The organism is Gordonia sp. NPDC003425 (assembly GCF_053588635.1).
This window is the reverse complement of the sequence record NZ_JBSFQI010000015.1, coordinates 96,581-114,619: the sequence shown is the minus strand read 5'-3', so window position 1 is coordinate 114,619 and position 18,039 is coordinate 96,581. Positions and strand designations below refer to the sequence as shown.

Below are 18,039 nucleotides of genomic sequence, written 5' to 3'. Positions count from 1 at the left end.
TTCGCAACATCCAGATTTCCGGAGACCAGGGGCGCCTTACGTCACCGACACGCCGGTCCGCTGACCAGGCATTGCCCGCTCAACCTTGAAGAGCCCGCATACCTCGCCCAGATGGCCGAGCGTGGCTCCGGTGTCATCATCAACGTCGCGAGTACCGCTGCCTTCCAACCGGTTCCGCGGATGGCCGTGTACGCGGCCACCAAGGCCTACGTGCTCTCGTTGAGTGAGGCGCTGTGGTGGGAGGGCAAGCAGAGCGGCGTGCGTGTGCTCGCATTGTGCCCGGGCGCCACCGACACCGGGTTCTTCGATGTTGTCGGTACCGACAATGCCGCGGCGGGTGCCAAGCGTTCCACCACGCAGGTGGTCGACACCGCGCTGCGCGCCCTCGATGCCGGCAAACCGAGCGTGGTGGACGGGCTGCAGAACCGGATCGGCGCGGTGATGGGCCGTTTCGTGCCGACGCGTCTGATCCTCCGGATCTCCGAACGCGTGGTGCGTTAGGCGCGAGAGGCGGGCGGCGTCACCCCCGGCGCACCCCTACCAGCGCACCGTCGACACCGCGGTGCCCGGCTTGGCGGGCTTGCGGTCCTCGCTCAAACACATCGAGCGAAGAACGTTGTGGTACACCACGAGTCCGTACAGGTTGGGTGCTCCCAGAATGCCTGTGCCGTGCGGGATCATGTCCGACGTGATGCCGAGACCAGGGAACAGATCGTTGAGTAGCGACGCCGCGGGATCGGTTCCGCCGTTCTCCCACGCCAACTCGATCACGTGAGTGGTGAGCGCGTACGCGTAGTACGCCGCGGTCAGCGTCTTGGTGACCGACAGATCCCACAGCGGCTCTGTCGCCGCGAAGTCGGCGCCCTGATTCTTGTTGTGGTTCAACCCGATCACCACGTCCAGCGGTGCGCCGCCGACGTAGGGGATCAGCACGCCGATCTGTGAGATCACGTACTCCGGTGTGTTGAAGTCGGCCGGGTCGGCCGGAATCAGGTTCTGGTTGACTCGGGTGGTCTTCATGAACTGCTGCACCTGGCCGGTGATCTGCCGGATCTGACGGTCGGTGACCGGGTTTCGGTTGATCGCCTGCAGGTAGTTCGACGTCCGGGTCACGATGCGGGACAACGGGAGCGTGCCGATGGCCGGGCAGGTTTGCGGGTCGGCCATGGAGACCTGGTTGGCGATGTCGCGGACGATGCCGGGAACCGCCCACGCGAAGCGCAGATCCTTGACCGGCTTTCCGGCGCGATCCTTCTGCTCCTTGGTGACCGAGACGATGCACGCGTTCACCAGGCCCTTGCTCAACGCCGAGAACAACTGGTTGGTGGCGAACACGCCCAGGAGAATCGGAAGGGTGAGCAGGGTTCCAACCGTGATGGGGCCGGCGACCGTGGCGATCGAGGGGATGGTGCGCCGCACGATGGTCAGCGGAACCAGCACCGTCACATACAGATAGAGGTAGACGGTCTCCACCGCTTGGGCCACCGTGAGGTTCTCCACGGTCATCGCGTCGGCGGTCTTGCCGTTGCGAACATTGATGAGCTGAGTGACGATCCACTGCGAAATGGGTTCGCGGTAGGTCATGATCGGCGACTTCTCGTTGGCTCCCATGTCATAGGGATGATTCGAGATCGCGAGCGTGGAGATCCGCATCCCGTCCATGTCGCGGTGCGCCGCCGCCTTGATCTGCGTCGAACTGTCCCGCACGTTCTGCGGCAGCACCGGAAGCAGCGAGTCGAAGATCGCGTCGTAGATCGCGCCGAAGGTGGCGAACCGTGATCCGACGCACTCCTTGGGAGTCGAGCCCGGCGTCGGCGGCTCGGGCCGTGGTTGTCCCGGTGTGGGGGCGGGCGCGGAATGTGGTGCCGCCGCTGCGATACCGGCCACACCCTTCTCGCCACCGAACGACACCACCAGACTCAATATCACCCCGATCACCACCAGCCCCAGGCGTTTCCGCCGATGTGCCGACGCCGATGAATGACCCGAATGAGCGCCCATATTCTCTTTCCCCGACAAGCTATGTGACCGGTTGGAAGCGCCGCGTGACCGGCGCCGGGCACGACGATAGGTCATCTGACCTGAATCGGCGACCCCTGGAACCCGACTGACCTCAAGTACCCAGCACGCGACTCCGACCGTTCATCTGCCCGTTGGCCCCGCGTCGCCGAGCCCGTCCCGCCGCCGCGGGCGATCCGGTCCGATACGCTCGCAGACGTGTTGCTCTCCGACCGCGATATCCGTGCCGAGGTTTCCGCCGGACGCCTGTCGATCGACCCCTTCGACCCGGCTCTCGTCCAGCCGTCGAGTGTCGACGTCCGGCTCGACAGCCTCTTCAGGGTTTTCAACAACACCCGCTACACCCACATCGACCCGGCGCAACGCCAGGACGAGCTCACCACGCTGGTCGAACCGGCCACCGGCGAGCCGTTCGTGCTGCATCCCGGCGAGTTCGTCCTCGGCTCCACCCTCGAGGTGTGTTCGCTGCCCGACTACCTCGCGGGCCGGCTCGAGGGCAAGTCGTCGCTCGGGCGCCTCGGGTTGCTGACGCATTCGACGGCAGGTTTCATCGACCCCGGCTTCTCCGGACACATCACCCTCGAGCTGTCCAATGTGGCCAACCTGCCCATCACGCTGTGGCCCGGGATGAAGATCGGCCAGCTGTGCCTGTTCCGGCTGAGCAGTCCGGCCGAGAATCCCTACGGCAGCGCCGCCGTCGGATCGAAGTATCAGGGCCAGCGCGGCCCCACCCCGTCCAAGGCCTACCTCAACTTCATCCGCGACGACGGCTGAGTTGGCCCTCTGTTCACCGTTCCCGTAACGGAGTTCACCGACCGGCCCGCGACAGGCCACGCCTGCTTTGGTTGCCGGAAGATCCTCCCGCGTAGTCACTTCAGATATGAAGCTCACTGTGATCGGGTGCGGATACCTCGGAGCTACCCATGCCGCATGTATGGCAGAACTCGGGCACGACGTCGTCGGGGTGGATGTCGACCCGGGCAAGGTGGAGTTCCTCGCCGCCGGCGAGGTGCCGTTCTTCGAACCGGGCCTCGCCGACATCCTGCGACGCAACATCGACGCAGGCCGTCTGCGTTTCACCACCGATCACCGGGTCGCCGCGGCCCACGGCAACGTGCACTTCATCGGCGTGGGAACCCCGCAACGCGCACGCGGGTACGCCGCGGACACCTCGTATGTCGACGCCGCGGTCGATGCGCTCGTGCCGCATCTGCGCGGGCCGCACCTGATCATCGGCAAATCGACGGTCCCGGTGGGAACCGCGGCCGGTCTGGCGCAGCGTATCGCGCTGCGCGCCGCGGCGGACACCACCATCGAACTCGCGTGGAGTCCGGAGTTTCTGCGCGAGGGATTCGCGGTGGAGGACACCTTGACCCCCGACCGCATGGTGATCGGCACTGATCCGCTGGATACCGACACGTCCGCGGTGGCGGTGATCAGCGAGATCTATCGGGAGATCCTCGATTCCGGCACACCATTGATCCACACCGACTGGGCAACAGCAGAATTGGTGAAGACCTCGGCGAATGCGTTTCTGGCCACCAAGATCTCGTTCATCAACGCCATCAGTGAGCTGTGTGAGATCGCCGGGGCCGACGTCTCCACACTCGCCGACGCGATCGGCTACGACCAGCGGATCGGACGGCGATTCCTCAACGCAGGACTCGGTTTCGGCGGTGGATGCCTCCCCAAGGACATCCGCGCCTTCGTCGCCCGCGCCGAGGAACTCGGTGCGCATGGGGCGCTGCGGTTCCTGCACGAGGTGGATGCCATCAACATGCGCAGGCGTACCGCCATGGTCGACCTCGTCGCGCAGGTGTGCCCGCGTGATCTGCTGGGCGCCAACGTGGCCGTGCTGGGCGCCGCGTTCAAACCCGAGAGCGACGACGTCCGGGACTCCCCGGCGCTGAGCGTGGCCGGTCAACTGGCGCTGCGCGGTGCCGCGGTCACCGTTTTCGATCCCAAGGCCAACGCCAACTCCCGCCGGATGTATCCGCTCCTCGGTTATGCCGAATCGGCCACCGACGCCGTCCGCGACGCCGACGTCGTGGTGATCGCCACCGAGTGGGCCGAGTTCGTGCACATGACGCCCGACGAACTCGAACCCATGGTGCGCGCACGTGTCATCGTCGACGGCAGGCGGTGCCTCGACCCGCAGACCTGGCGACACGCCGGGTGGACCTATCACGCCCTGGGCGGCACCACCGGCGCACCGTCGCAGACCCCGAGAAGTGCTGCTCAAGCCCCGTTTCGACGATCAGCCGACGCCGCCTCACCGGTGGTGCACCACTAGCGCATGCTAGGTTGAGCAGTCGAGGGCCGGGGACGCTCGGCCCATGGGGGATCACAGAGTCGAATGGGTGATGACACGACCGCGATGACACGCGTGCTCGACGCGTCCGTGGTCGAGCGTGCGCGTAATCTTCTGCGCCGCCGCGGCACCGATCTGCACACCTCGTTTGCGCTGGTCGTCGTCACCGATGCCGGAGTCGACGTCGCCGTCGTCGATGCCGCCGACGGAGTGGTGATCGACGAACGGCGCGTGCCGGGCACCGCGGCCGCTGAACTCGACGAACTCGTGGCCGAGTACCTGGTGCAGGTGGGGCGCGTGCAGACGCCGGAGAACGACGAGTGGTGGTCGGAGTTGCGATCGCTTGCCGAACGCGGGCGTGCACGTCTGGTGGAGTCCGACGGCACCTTCATCATGGGGCAGCAGCATGTCCGGCTCTTTCGGGTGACGCGCCGCGACCTCGCCGACGCCACCCGCGATGTGGCCGAAGGGCTGCCGTCGTTTGCCGAGCAGATGGCGCACGATCACGGCAGAGATCTCGACGCGCTCGTGCTGGCCGAAAGCCACCCGTGCTGGCCGGGGCTGCCCGCCGTGCTCGCCCCGGTCACCGCGGTACCGATCGTCGTGCTCGACGGCGTGATCCCCATCGACGTTTCGCCTGTGCCTGTGCCTGTGCCTGTGCCTGTGCCTGAGCCTGTGCCCGTGGCCGCCGACGACGTGCCACCCGTCGAAGTAGAAGTAGCCCCCGACGAAATACTTCCCGACGAATCACTCGACGGCGACGTGGCCCCCGCCGGGCCGCCGTCCGCCGACCTCGAGATCGCGCCGGACCGCCCCGACGAGAACGCCCTCGAGGTGACCGACCGGATCGAGCCGGTGTCGGTGCCCACCCTGGCCTACTCGGCGGTGCCCGCGACACCTGCTCGGACCCAACAGGTCTCGTCGCCACGCGGGTCGCGGATTCGCACCAAGGTGCTGGTCGGGGTGATCGGTGCGGGTGTGCTGGCTGCCGGGGCCACGGCCACCGCGGTGGCCGTCACCGGGCATTCCGCGTCACCGACGGTGGTGGCCAGTCCGTCTCAGAAGCCTTCCACCACAACGCTGTATGCCGATCTCGCCGACCTCGCGGAGGCGGGTCGTCCCGCCGCGACCTACGTGCCTCCGCCCCCACCACCGCCGCCCCCGCCGGCGGCGACGTCGGACCGTCGCCCGGCACCCCCCGCTCCGGCTCCTCGACCGCGTCCACGTCCGCGTGTGGTCATTCCGATTCCGGGCCTGCCCCCGATTGTGGTTCCGTAGCAACATTCTCGTCGCCATGGGCGCGACCGAGATAATCGTCGAGCTGCCGGGCCATGTCGCGGTCGAGGGCCCGGTCGAGCGCGTTGTGCGCCGAAATCGAGCCGGCGCGTTTGAGTTCGGCGAGAAGATCGGTCGCCCATTCGGATTCGGCTGGGGTCTGGGGGAGCCAACCGTCCGAACGACCTTCGGTGATGGCTCGACGGCCGGCGGAGATCACCGTGGCCGCAACCGCATCCATGTCACGGTCGAGCGCTTCGTGCACGTCGAGGATGTACCTGAGCGACAGTCCTCGTTTGATCAGTCTGCTGTACGCGGTCACGGTCTCCTCGTCGAGGAGAATGTAGCCGGCCGGAGGGCTCGCGGAGTCGTCGGGACGGATCAGCCCGAAGTCGTTGAGCCGCTGCAGATATGCGGGATTGCTGGTGTTCAGCATCTCGGTGAGTTCCGCGGTGGACACCGAACGACGCGACGTGCTGGCCCAGGGTGTGGCCACCACCTCACGCAGACCGAGCACATCTGCGAGGTCGTCGCCACGCTGCACCCCGGACAGGAAGTCGCCGATGTGGCGGATGGTGAAGCCGCGCCGGAGCAGATCGTTGATCACCTTGAGCCGGGCCAGGTGCGCGTCGGTGTAGATCGCGATGCGGCCGCGACGATGCGGGCGCGGCAGCAACCCGCGGTCCTGGTAGCCGCGGACATTGCGGGTGGTGGTCCCCGCAGCCCGGGCCAGGTCGTCGATGCGGTATTCGACCGTCGGTTCCGGCTCCGGCATCAGGGTCGCACCCCCCGGGCGATCAGTCCGAGCACCTGCTCGTAGTTGGCCACCGCGCAGACGGTGGGCGGATGGCTTGCGGCCAGTTCCAGTGATACCGCCCCGTGTACGCAACTCCAGATCTGCATGGCCAGCGCGGCCGCGTCGCCGCCCACGATCACCCCGCCCGCCTGCCCGTAGCGCACGATCTCGGTGAGCGCGGCGAAGGCATTCGCCGCCGACTCGTCGTCGGGATGACAGTCCGAGGAGAACATCAGCGCGTACACCACGGGGTAGGTGGTGGCGAACTCGCGGTATGCCCTCCCGCTGTGCGCCAGGCGCACCCGCGGATCGTCGTCGGTGACCGCGATGAGCCTCGCGAACTCCTCGAACGCGTCGGAGACGAGAGCGTCGAGCAGACCCTCCTTGCCGTCGAAGTGGTTGTAGACGCCCATCGGGGCGACGCCCGCGTCGGTCGCGACTGCCCGGATGGTGAGGCCGGCAACGCCGTCACGTTCCAGAATCCGGCGCCCGGAGGCGACGAGATTGCTCCTGACCTCGATGGCTGGGGTTCGGCGAGTACTGCGGGTGGCGGCCATATTGACAATCTACTGGAACTGTGTGCTACTAGAAAAGAACAACGTTCTACAACAATGGATCGCCACTCTACTAACGGAGGTTTCAGATGCGAACTCGGTGGTGGGCGCTGGGCGCCCTGTGCTTTGCCGAACTGCTCGTGATGATCGACAACACGATCGTCAACGTCGCGTTGCCGACAATGGCCCGTGATCTGGGGGCGGGAATCTCGGGCCTGCAATGGATCGTCGACGCGTACACGCTCGTCTTCGCCGGACTGCTCCTGACCGGCGGATACCTCGGCGACCGCTTCGGCCATCGACGGATGCTGCTGACCGGCATCGTCGGCTTCATGGCCGTGTCGGCGCTGGCCGCGGAGTCCTCGACGCTCCGCGAGCTCATCGTCGCCCGCGGCGGACTCGGTGCGTTCGCGGCCCTGGTGTTCCCGGCGACGCTCGCGTTGATCGTCACCGTCTTCACCGACCGCGCGCAGCGTGCGGCGGCGGTGGGCATCTGGGCGGCCACGTCCGGGGTCGCGGTGGCGATCGGGCCGGTGCTGGGCGGCTGGCTCCTGGAGCACTTCAGCTGGTCATCGGTGTTCTGGGTGAACGTGCCGATCGGGGCGCTGGCCGTGACCGCCATCATCGCGGTGGTTCCCGGCACCCGGCCCCACGCCGTCTCGCGGTTCGATCTGCCCGGGTTGCTGCTCTCGATCGCCGGGCTGGGACTGCTGACCTATTCGGTGATCGAGGGACCGCACTTCGGGTGGACCGACCCGCGCACCATCGGCGGACTCGCCGGCGCGGCGATCGCGCTCGCACTGTTCGCCGGGCGTGAACTGCGGGTGCCCCACCCGATCCTGGATCTCCGGTTGTTCGCCAACCGCCACTTCGCCACCGCCGCGGGGATGATCAGCGTCGCGTTCTTCGCGCTGTTCGGATTCATCTTCCTCATCACCCAGTTCTTTCAGGCGGTCAAGGGCTACGGGCCGCTCGAAGCGGGTCTGCGCACGCTGCCCTTCGCCGTGGTGATGGCGGTCTTCTCGCCGGTTGCCATGATGCTGGCACATCGGTTCGGTCCCCGGTTCGTGGCGGTCGCCGGATCGTTGCTCATGGCGGCGGGATTCGCACTGGTCGAATTATCCTCTGCCGCATCGGGGTACTGGGAACTCATCGTCTGGTCGATGGCACTGATGGCTGCCGGTCTGGCCTTCATCTCCGGTCCTTGCACGCAGGTGATCATGGATTCGCTGCGCCCCGAGCAGGCCGGGGCGGGCTCGGCTGTCAACGACACCACGCGCGAGATCGGCGGCACCCTCGGGGTGGCGGTGCTGGGATCGGTACTGACATCGGTGTACACGTCGGGTGTCGGGGAACGTCTTGCCGCACTGGGGCTTCCGCACGCGGTGTCGGCGATGGCGCAGGATTCGGTGATGGCCGGAGTCCAGGTGGCCCAGCAGGCGCCCGCAACCATGGCCGCGGGCATCCGGTCGGCGGTGCAGGACGTGTTCGTCGACGGGCTGCACAGCGCGGTGTGGGTGGCGGTTGCGGTGACCGTCGCCGCCGCGGTGGCCGCAGCGGTGTTGCTGCGCGGCGCGCCGAACCGGGACGATGCCGAGAGCAACTTGCCCACAACAGATTCAGAGATCGAGGGTGAGGTGATCGCCGGCCGCGCGTGACACGCAGGTGAGGATGGTTCCGCCGGCGCGTTCGGGCTCGGTGAGGATGTTGTCGCGGTGGTCGATCGCACCAGACAGCGTCCTCACCTTGCAGGTGCCACAGAAGCCCTGCCGACACGAATACGGCACGGACGGCATCTCGCGTCGCAGTGCGGCGAGCAGCGGTTCGTCGGCGGCGACGGTGATCTGCCGGCCGGTGGATGCGATGGTGGCGGTGAATTCGCGACCGTCCTCCACCGGCGGCGGACTGAATCGCTCGTAGTGCAGCTCGATGTCGGGATGATCCCCGAGGTGACGTCGCAACGCTTCCAACATGGCGACCGGCCCGCAGCAGTACACGGCGAGATTCGATGGCGTGCGGCCGGTTTCGGGATCGGCCGGCCCGAGCAGCTCGTCCATGGTGGGCAGTCCGTGCTCGTCGTCGGTGCGGATGGTGACCTTCTCGTCGAATGCCGAGACCTCGTCGATGAACGGAATCGAGTCGCGGCTTCGCCCGGAGTAGATCATCGACCAGTCCAGGCCGAAGCGTTGCGCGGCCCGGATCATCGGCAGGATCGGCGTGATACCGATCCCGGCCGCGATGAAACGCAACGACGTGGCGGGCGAGCCGTGCCCGGGCAGGGCGATAGGAAACGCATTGCGCGGACCCTTGATTCGGATGGTGTCACCGACGCGGAGGTCGTCGTGCACCTCCACCGAGCCACCGCCCCCGTCCGGGATGCGACGGACGGCGATGCGGTACGTGTACCGATCGGCCGGGTCGCCGCACAACGAGTACTCCCGCATCCTGCCGGATGGCAGTAGAAGGTCGATGTGCGCGCCGGCATGCCACCGATCGAGCAGCTGACGGTCGAGGCCCGCGAACGTCAGCGCGACGACGTTCTCGTCCTGCGCCACCACCTGCCGTCCGACGATGCGCAGCGTGGTCACGCCGTCGTTTTCGACAGTCGGATGGAGTGGCGAGAAGGGGCGCCAGAACGGTATCCAGGTCTTGGACAGCACGGTGCCGAATGTCATCAGTGGATCGTGTCGCCACCGCCCATACAGATGTGGTGGCGGCGAGGTCATCTCGGTGGTGTGCGGGTGTGCACGTTGATTCACGATCGCCTCCGGTCGGCGGTCACGGGGCGTTTCGAGCCGCGGGTGAGGCCGCCAGATAGGCGACAGCCTGTGCAGTGGAACCGATTTCGCTCGGGTGAAAGCCGGGACGAAAGTAACTCAAGGTCGCCAGCAGTACGCTGCGGATCGGCGGCAGAACGCCCGCGCGAACTCCGCGCGCGTAATGGTACTGCCGATAGAAGTAGTTGTTGTGCCGGATTGCCGGGTCCTGGTGGGTGATGAACCGGAAGCCCCGGAAAAGAAGAATGAGCAGCGTCGGAAGCGCGATGAGCATAGCCCGTCCGCGTCGGAGGTAGCTGTCACCGAAGTAGACCGCGACGTCGTGTGCGACCGCTCGGTGTTCGACCTCCTCGGCTCCATGCCAGGTGAACAAATCCGTCATCGTCGGGTCGGCGCCGACTTCGGTCCAGGTGTTGTTCAGGGCGAAGTCACCGAGGATCGCGGTGTAGTGCTCGATGGCGGCGATGAGCCAGAGTCGCTCGACGAGATGCTTCTGCCGAGCCTGGGCGCTACCGGTCTCCGGTGGGCCGAGTACCTTTCGGAACATCCACTCCATCTGTCGGCAGTACGGCCGGGGGTCGATACCGTGGTGGTCGAGAAACTCCCACAGGACGTGATCGTGGGCCTCGGCGTGCATGGCTTCCTGGCCGATGAAACCGCGCATTGTCGCGGCGAGTTCCTCGTCGTGCACGAGCCCAAGCGCCTCGTTGTAGGTTTGGACGAACCACCGTTCTCCTTCGGGGAGAAGCAGATTGAGAACGCTGATGAAGTCTGACGCCACCGGGTGTCCGGGAATCCAGTGCAGTGGGACGTCGGACCAGTCGAACGCCACATTCCGCGCGTGTAGTTCGACCTCGCCCGGATCGGTTTCATCGGTATACGGCACGTATGTTGATGTGACGGCGCCGTTTTCGGTGTGTGCGTGCATCGCGTTACTCCTCGCGCTCGTAGCTATCGGACCGATGTGTTGGCGCCGGGTGCCGACTCGTTGGACCGACGAGAGTCGTTGCGGTGTACGAAGTCGCGGACCATATCGGCGACGTGGGCGGGGTGCGTTGTCGGAACCCAGTGGGGTGTCGGTGATTCATGACGGGCGAGGTCGGTGGCGTAGCGGCCTGTGTTACGCAGCAGGTGGGTGCGCACGGCGAAGTCGCGTGTGTTGACCAGTGGGCTGTCACTGCTGCCTTGCCCACGAGTGTCGTACGCGACAACCCGCGCGTCGTCGGCGAGGAGTCGGGCAACCCGGGTCCACACGTGATGGGTGTCCGGCCAACCATGCACCAACAGGACGGTCGGGCGGTCGTCGTCGGCCGGCTGACGATCGAACTCGAAGACGGCCAGCCGCACTCCGTCGACGTCGACATACCCTTCGGCCCAATCGGTCATTCGCCACCCCCACCCCTTCGGCACTGCAATGGGGTTAACGTAACCAAACGTCACAGATATGTCCAGGAATTGTAACAACGAAGAGTGTCACATGACGCCCCTCGTCAACGTCCGGTCAGGAGGACAGCGGGGCGGCCTCTTTGACGCGCAGCGAGTATCGCTCCGGCCGCAGCGTTCCACGCTCATACATGCCGGGTAACGGTTGGAAGAATCGGTTCGGGTACTGACGCAACGCTTTGGACTCCCACTCGACGCGGAAAGCTACTGCCGGTACGACGACAGGAAGTTGCCGATCCGGTCGATCGCGTCGCCCAGGTCGCGTGCCCAGGGCAGGGTGACGATACGGAAGTGATTGCTGTCGGCCATGTTGAAGCCACTGCCCTGAACCACCAGGATCTTCTCCTGCAGCAGGAGATCCTGGACGAACTGCTCGTCGTTGTGGATCTCGTGCACCTCGGGATCGAGGCGCGGGAAGGCGTAGAGCGCACCCATCGGCTTCACGCAGCTCACGCCGGGGATCTTGTTGAGCTTCTCCCAGGTCACGTTGCGCTGTTCGAAGAGGCGACCGCCGGGCGCAACCAGCGCCTCGATGCTCTGGTAGCCGCCCAGCGCCACCTGGATGGCGTGCTGGCCGGGCACGTTGGCGCACAAGCGCGTCGATGCGAGGATGCCGAGACCCTCGATGAAGCCCCGGGCGTGGTCCTTGGGACCGGTGATCACCACCCAGCCCGCGCGGTAACCGCACACCCGGTAGGCCTTGGACAGGCCGTTGAAGGTCAGACACAGCAGGTCGGGGGCCAGGGCGGCGATGTTGGTGTGCTCGGCGTCGTCGTAGAGGATCTTGTCGTAGATCTCGTCGGCCAGGATGAGCAGCGAATGTCGTCGTGCGACGTCGGTGAGCTGTTCGAGCACCTCGCGTGAGTACACCGCGCCGGTGGGATTGTTCGGGTTGATCACCACGATCGCCTTGGTGCGGTCGGTGATCTTCGACTCGATGTCGGCGATGTCGGGGTTCCAGCCGTTGTCCTCGTCGCATTGGTAGTAGACGGGGCGGCCACCCGACAGCGCGGTCATCGCGGTCCACAGCGGATAGTCGGGGGCGGGGATCAGCACCTCGTCGCCGTCGTTGAGCAGCGCCTGCATCGTCATCGTGATCAGCTCGGACACGCCGTTGCCGAGGATCACGTCGTCGACGTCGAAGTAGGGGAAGTCGGGGATCAGCTCGTAGCGCGTCACCACGGCGCGGCGAGCCGAGAGCACCCCCGCCGACTCCGAATACCCCTGCGAATAGGGCAGCGCGTGGATCATGTCGCGCATGATGACGTCGGGTGCCTCGAACCCGAACAGGGCCGGGTTGCCGATGTTCAGCTTCATGATCCGGTGACCCTCGGCCTCGAGCCGCGCCGCGTGCGCATGCACCGGACCCCTGATCTCGTAGCACACGTTCTGCAGCTTCAGTGACTGCTCCAGCGGCTTCAGGTTCTGATTCAGGTGGGATACGTAAGGCCTACTCACGGGTTCAATTGTCGCAGCCGTGGGCAAATCAGTTTCGGGCGTGCCCACTTCCCGGTCGAGCGTGCCCACAATTCGGTCGAGCGTGCCCACAATTCGGTCGAGCGTGCCCACAATTCGGTCGAGCGTGCCCACTTTCCGGTCGAGCGTGCCCACTTTCCGGTCGGGCGTGCCCACATCCCGGTCGAGCGTGCCTGCCGGGCGCGCAGGTCGAACTCGACCAGCGAACTGGGCGAGTCGACCTTCTAGCGGTGACCGGGGCGCTTCTTGCCCGCGGCGATACCGAAGCCCTTCGCCTTCGCTGCTCCGGTTTCGCCGATGGTGCGGTCGTCGGGAGCTGAGCCGTTTCCGCTCGGTGCATCGGTCGCAGGTGTCTCGGCAGCGCGTGTCTCGGTCGGCGTAGGCGACGGCGCGTCGTCGACCGACTCGGCAGGCTCATCGTCGACAACCTCTGCCGGCGCCTGCGTCTCGACCGCGGGGGTCGACGCGACAGGCGCGGCCGCAGCCTTGCCGATGCCGCCGGGCCGCTTCTTGCCCGCGGCCATGCCGAAGCCCTTGGCCTTGGCCGGCTTCTCCTCGGTCACCGCGGGCACGCTCGACGTGGTTTCGGGCACGCTCGACTCGGAAGTGGGCACGCTCGACTCGGAAGTGGGCACGCTCGACTCGGAAGTGGGCGCGCTCGACGTGGTTTCGGGCACGCTCGACTCGGAAGTGGGCACGCTCGACGCCTTGCCGACGCCGCCGGGCCGCTTCTTGCCCGCCGCCATGCCGAAGCCCTTGGCCTTGGCCGGCTTCTCCTCGGTCGTGGTCGGGGCCGCTGCGGTGGCCGACTCGGTGTCGGCGGTTGGGACCGCCTCGGGTGCCGACTCCGTCTCGGCGACGATGCTCTCGGCCGGAGCGGTCACACCCGCGTCCGCGGCGGCCGCGTTCGGCTTGGCCGCACCCGGACCCTTGGCACCCGGACGTTTGGCACCCGCGCCCATGCCGAAGCCCTTGGCCGCGGCCTTCTTCGGCGCAGCCGGTGTTGCAGACTCCGTGGCAGCCGACTCCACCGCGGCCGACGATTCCGTCTCGGCGGGTGCGGGTGCTGCAGACGCCGACGGGGCCTTCGCGGCGCCCGGCTTCTTGATGCCGCCCTTCATGCCGAATCCCTTTGCGGCAGGCTTCTTCTCGGCAGCGGGAGCGGATTCCGCAGGCGTCGAATCTGCCGGGGCCTTGGCCGCTGCGCCGGGCTTCTTGCCGCCCTTCATGCCCAGCCCGACCTTCGGCTTCGGCGCAGTCTCGGTGGCCGCACCGGTCGCCGCAGCCGCAGCCCCAGCCCCGGCCGCAGCCGCTGCGGGAACCTTCTCGGGCTCCGGTTCCGGCTCCGGGGCCGGCTTGGCCACCGGTCCCAGGAACCGGCCGCTGCGGGTCACCTCGGGCAGGCCGCGCTTGACCGACGACAGCAGCAGCTGCGCGACGTCGACAACCTCCACCTTGCCCTCGTTCTCGGTGCCGCTGGTGCGGGCGGTGACGCCGTCGGTGAGCATCACCCGACAGAACGGGCAACCGGTCGCCACCTTCGTCGTCCCCGACGCGATGTCGCCGCCGAGGGTGTCGAGGGCCTCGTCCACCCGGTCGATGTTGATGCGCTTGCCGATCTGCTCTTCCATCCACATGCGGGCACCGCCGGCGCCGCAGCACATGGACCGTTCGCCGTGGCGCGGCATCTCGCGTAGATCCGACCCTGCCGCGGCCATCAGCTCACGCGGGGCGTCGTAGACCTTGTTGTGACGGCCCAGGTAGCAGGGATCGTGATAGGTCACGCCCTCGCCCATCGGGGCCACCGGGATGAGCCGCTTCTCGCGCACCAGCCCGTTGAGGAGCTGGGTGTGGTGCACCACTTCGTATTTCGCGCGGTTGCCATCGGGCCCGCTCGCTCCGCTCCCGGCGCCCAGCTGCGGGTACTCGTTGCCCAGGGCGTTGAAGCAGTGGGCACAGGTCACGACGACCTTCTTGCGCTGTTGCGGCGCGGTCGAGAAGACCTCGTTCATCATCTCGATGTTCTGCTGGGCGAGCATCTGGAACAGGAACTCGTTGCCCGCACGCCGGGCCGAGTCGCCGGTACAGGTCTCACCCTCGCCGAGCACGAGGAAGTTGACCGCGGCGATGTCGAGCAGTTCGGCGACGGCCTTGGTGGTCTTCTTCGCGCGGTCCTCGTAGGCACCCGCACAGCCCACCCAGAACAGGTACTCGAAGCCCTCGAACGACTCGACATCCTGCCCGAACACCGGGATCTCGATGTCCATCTCGTCGATCCAGTTGGTCCGCGCCGACGCGTTCTGACCCCAGGGATTGCCCTTGTTCTCGAGATTCTTGAACATGCCCGCCAGCTCGGTGGGGAAGTCCGACTCGATGAGCACCTGGTAGCGGCGCATGTCGATGATGTGGTCGACGTGCTCGATGTCCACCGGGCACTGCTCCACGCAGGCGCCGCAGGTGGTGCAGCTCCACAGGGTCTCGGTGTCGATCACCGCGCCGAGCGTGTCGTCGACCATGCCGGTGCCCGCGGACTCGCCCACCAGTTTGCGATCGGCCTCGGCCCGCGCCGACTCGGGGATCTTCGCCAGCTTCGCCTCGTCGACGTTGCCGTCGGCGTCGACGAGACCCACCTCGTCGCCACCCATGTCCTTGCGACCACCCGCGATCAGGTAGGGCGCCTTGGCCTGCGCGTGGTCACGCAGCGACATGATGAGCAGCTTGGGACTCAGCGGTTTGCCGGTGTTCCACGCCGGACACTGACTCTGGCAGCGACCGCACTCGGTGCAGGTGGTGAAGTCCAGCCAGCCCTTCCAGGAGAAGTCCTCCACCTTGCCCGCGCCGAAGGCGTCGACGTCGGGGTCGGCGGTCTCCATGTCGAGCACCTTGCCCTGGCTCATCATCGGCTTGGCCGCGCCGAGCGCGACACTGCCGTCCTGCTCACGCTTGAGATAGATGTTGAAGAACGCGGCAAAGCGGTGCCAGGCCACGCCCCAGTCGATGTTGACGCCCACCACTGCCAGCCACACCATGCCGCTCATCAGCTTGATCACGGCGGCGCCGGTGACCCAGTACTCCGACGAACCGGTGAAAAGCTGCGCGAAATAGTGGGTGAAGAACGACGTCCAGATCGGCGGGTCCTCGATACCCGAGGAGATCTTGAACGTCTTCACGAAGATCATGCCCAGGCCCTCGAGCAGAACGACGGCCTCCACGAAGTAGGCGGCACCGAACTTCGACCCAGAGAACCGCGACAGCCGTGCGGGCACGCGCGGGTGGTTGATCTGACGGATGATGATCAGCGCGGTGATACCGATCACCGTGCCCAGGCCGAGCACCTCGTCGGCAAAGATGTAGACGTTCCACGCGCCGATCACCGGCCAGTGGAAGTGCGGGTCGAAGATCTGTCCGTAGGCCTCGAACCAGAAGATCGCGCCGATGAGGAAGCCGAACATCACCAGCCAGTGCGCCCAGCCGACAGTGCGGAACTTCACCATGCGGGTATGGGCGACGAACTCCTTGAGCATCGTCCAGAAGCGTGGGAAGAACGGCCAGAACCGACTGCGGTCGACGCGCTGTCCCTGTGCGATCGCGCGGACCATGGTCCACACGCCGCGGAGGAACAGAGCCCAGCAGAATAGGCTGATGACCGCGGCTATCGTGCCGATGGTGATCGTCGTGGCATTCACGGCGTCCCGGCCCCTCTCTGGTTGATCATCGACCACCACTCGCGCCGGGCTGACGTGCGCGGGGTCGGACGTCTGTTAGAGGTAACCGTAAATCGTTCGGGCACCTCTCCGCCGCCAAGGCTGCCCTAACCACCGAAAAAGGACACGCCAGGGCGTAGTGAGATGATACTCACCGGTAACTTACTATCCAGTCAGTTCGCTACCGATGTGACGTGCGCAACCTTCTCCATCTCCTCGAGGGCGGTGTCGAGGTGGGTCAGCAGCCGCTGCAGGCTCGGCAACTCTTTCCGCGCGCCGATCAGCCCGAAATTGACGTGCTCGGCGGTGGTGGTGACGGTGACGTTGAGGGCCAGGCCTTCGAGTACCACCGACACCGGGTACACGCCGTCGAGTCGCGCTCCGTTCCAGTACAGATGCTCACTCGGCCCGGGGACATTGCTGATGATCAGGTTGAACTGCGACGGGGCGTAGGAGACGAAACCCGGGATTGCGGCGAAGGCGAGAGAGGCGAACGTCGCCGCTCCGTAAGTCAGCGCCTGCAGCGGGCTGAGGCTGCGGATCACCTGCTTGGATCTGCGGGTCGACTCGACGAGGGTGTTGATGCGTCGCTCCGGATCGGGCTGGTCGGTGGCCAGGTTGGCCATGACCACCGTGATCGCGTTGCCCTCCTTCTCGTCGTCGACGTGCATCGACACCGGCAGCGCGGCCACGAGCGGCGAATCGGGTAGTTGATCACGGTCGATGAGATAGGAGCGCAAGGCGCCGGAGGCCATTCCCACGATCACGTCGTTGAGCGTGATCTGCAGTTCGTCGGCCACCGCGCGCAGACGCTCGGTGGGCCACTGCTGGGCGGCGAAGCGTCGGGCGCTGCCGATCGGGACGTCGAGAATCGTGCGCGGCGCCACCTTGAACGGCGTCGCGAACTCGGGTTCGGTCAGCCCGTTCCACGCGATCCGCGCGGTGGCCGGGGCCATGCCCACGATGTCGCCGGCAACCCCGACGGCCGCCCCCACTGCACCCCGGATCGCCGACAGCCCGGGCAGCTTCAGTCCGCCGCCGGCAGGTTTCTGCTGCTTGGGCCGTGCCCGGACGAGGGAGGGGTCCCAGGGTGCGGTGCCGTTGCGGTCGTCGGGATCGGCGGTCAGGGTGCGTTCGAGCAGGCGCAGCGCCGACACACCGTCGACCAGGGAGTGATGCACCTTGGTGTAGAGCGCCACCCGGCCGTCGGCCAGACCTTCGACGATGTGCAGTTCCCACATCGGACGGTTGCGGTCGAGGAGCGCACTGTGATGCAGCGAGACGTACCGGAAGAGTTCCCGAATCCGACCGGGTCGCGGCAGCACCGCGTGCCGGACGTGGTAGTCGAAGTCGATCTCGTCGTCGTACGACCACGCCATGAGGCCGAAGACCGCAGCGGGTGAGGCGGGACGTTTGCGAAACAGCGGACGCACCTCGGTGGCCGCGGAGAACCGCTCGATCATCTCTTCGGCCAGCTCTGAGGCGGTTTGTCCTTCTCGGGGGACGAAGAGTTGAAGTCCCCCGACGTGCATCGGCTGCTCGCGCGTCTCGGCGAACAGGAACATCGACTCGGTGACCGGCATGTACGGCATGCGCATTTCCTCCCATATGGTGATCTGCCTCACGAGCTGTGGGAGGCGATGTATATCTCACAGACCAGTATCCACTGTGCGGCCAACCGCGT

Annotated in this window: 14 protein-coding genes; 5 read left to right on the top strand and 9 right to left on the bottom strand. The window is 66.5% G+C overall.

Features of this window, described 5'->3' with window-relative positions; translation table 11 throughout:
* The coding region (locus tag ACWDTD_RS16735; RefSeq protein ID WP_449748258.1) for an SDR family NAD(P)-dependent oxidoreductase at nt 1-501 on the top strand (501 nt) is incomplete at its 5' end.
* Nucleotides 502-537: 36 nt separating this feature from the next.
* Here the strand turns inward: ACWDTD_RS16735 and ACWDTD_RS16730 are convergent.
* Nucleotides 538-2,001: a hypothetical protein gene (locus ACWDTD_RS16730; RefSeq protein WP_449748257.1), complete on the bottom strand. Its 1,464-nt coding sequence runs from the start codon at nt 1,999-2,001 to the stop codon at nt 538-540.
* Nucleotides 2,002-2,217: 216 nt separating this feature from the next.
* Here ACWDTD_RS16730 and dcd point away from each other — a divergent pair, with 216 nt between their 5' ends.
* The 3 genes from dcd (at nt 2,218) to ACWDTD_RS16715 (ending at nt 5,608) form a co-directional block, all read left to right on the top strand.
* Nucleotides 2,218-2,793, top strand: coding sequence for a dCTP deaminase (gene dcd / locus ACWDTD_RS16725; protein ID WP_449748256.1), 576 nt, complete (start codon nt 2,218-2,220; stop codon nt 2,791-2,793).
* 106 nt (nt 2,794-2,899) lie between these two features.
* The gene (locus tag ACWDTD_RS16720) at nt 2,900-4,312 is read left to right on the top strand and encodes a UDP-glucose dehydrogenase family protein (RefSeq protein WP_449748255.1); all 1,413 of its coding nucleotides are present in this window, start codon (nt 2,900-2,902) and stop codon (nt 4,310-4,312) included.
* A gap of 63 nt (nt 4,313-4,375) precedes the next feature.
* A complete protein-coding gene (locus ACWDTD_RS16715) occupies nt 4,376-5,608 on the top strand; it encodes a hypothetical protein (RefSeq protein WP_449748254.1) in 1,233 nt (410 codons plus the stop codon).
* Here ACWDTD_RS16715 and ACWDTD_RS16710 read toward each other — a convergent pair.
* Together ACWDTD_RS16710 and ACWDTD_RS16705 are read right to left on the bottom strand one after the other, a co-directional pair.
* A complete protein-coding gene (locus tag ACWDTD_RS16710) occupies nt 5,568-6,380 on the bottom strand; it encodes a MerR family transcriptional regulator (RefSeq protein ID WP_449748253.1) in 813 nt (270 codons plus the stop codon). The genes ACWDTD_RS16715 and ACWDTD_RS16710 overlap by 41 nt on opposite strands.
* Nucleotides 6,380-6,958, bottom strand: coding sequence for a TetR/AcrR family transcriptional regulator (locus tag ACWDTD_RS16705; protein ID WP_449748252.1), 579 nt, complete (start codon nt 6,956-6,958; stop codon nt 6,380-6,382). Before ACWDTD_RS16705 ends, ACWDTD_RS16710 begins: the two co-directional genes overlap by 1 nt.
* Before the next feature lie 86 nt (nt 6,959-7,044).
* Between ACWDTD_RS16705 and ACWDTD_RS16700 the strand changes: the two genes are divergently transcribed.
* Nucleotides 7,045-8,613, top strand: coding sequence for an MFS transporter (locus ACWDTD_RS16700; RefSeq protein WP_449748251.1), 1,569 nt, complete (start codon nt 7,045-7,047; stop codon nt 8,611-8,613).
* On the opposite strand, the gene ACWDTD_RS16695 is transcribed toward ACWDTD_RS16700, so the two are convergent.
* From ACWDTD_RS16695 to ACWDTD_RS16670, 6 genes are all read right to left on the bottom strand, one after another.
* A complete protein-coding gene (locus tag ACWDTD_RS16695) occupies nt 8,575-9,714 on the bottom strand; it encodes a PDR/VanB family oxidoreductase (protein ID WP_449748250.1) in 1,140 nt (379 codons plus the stop codon). The genes ACWDTD_RS16700 and ACWDTD_RS16695 overlap by 39 nt on opposite strands.
* Nucleotides 9,715-9,733: 19 nt before the next feature.
* A complete protein-coding gene (locus ACWDTD_RS16690; protein ID WP_449748249.1) occupies nt 9,734-10,660 on the bottom strand; it encodes a metal-dependent hydrolase in 927 nt (308 codons plus the stop codon).
* Nucleotides 10,661-10,683: 23 nt separating this feature from the next.
* Entirely contained in the window at nt 10,684-11,118 is a 435-nt protein-coding gene (locus ACWDTD_RS16685) for an alpha/beta fold hydrolase (protein ID WP_449748248.1), read from the bottom strand.
* A gap of 261 nt (nt 11,119-11,379) precedes the next feature.
* On the bottom strand, nt 11,380-12,633 hold the full coding sequence (locus ACWDTD_RS16680) for a pyridoxal phosphate-dependent aminotransferase (RefSeq protein WP_449748247.1): 1,254 nt from the start codon (nt 12,631-12,633) through the stop codon (nt 11,380-11,382).
* Nucleotides 12,634-12,875: 242 nt separating this feature from the next.
* Nucleotides 12,876-16,337 carry a heterodisulfide reductase-related iron-sulfur binding cluster gene (locus ACWDTD_RS16675; RefSeq protein ID WP_449748246.1) on the bottom strand — a complete coding sequence of 1,154 codons (3,462 nt, stop codon included), beginning with the start codon at nt 16,335-16,337 and terminating at the stop codon, nt 12,876-12,878.
* 191 nt (nt 16,338-16,528) lie between these two features.
* A complete protein-coding gene (locus tag ACWDTD_RS16670; RefSeq protein WP_449748245.1) occupies nt 16,529-17,947 on the bottom strand; it encodes a WS/DGAT/MGAT family O-acyltransferase in 1,419 nt (472 codons plus the stop codon).
* Nucleotides 17,948-18,039 lie beyond the last annotated feature (92 nt).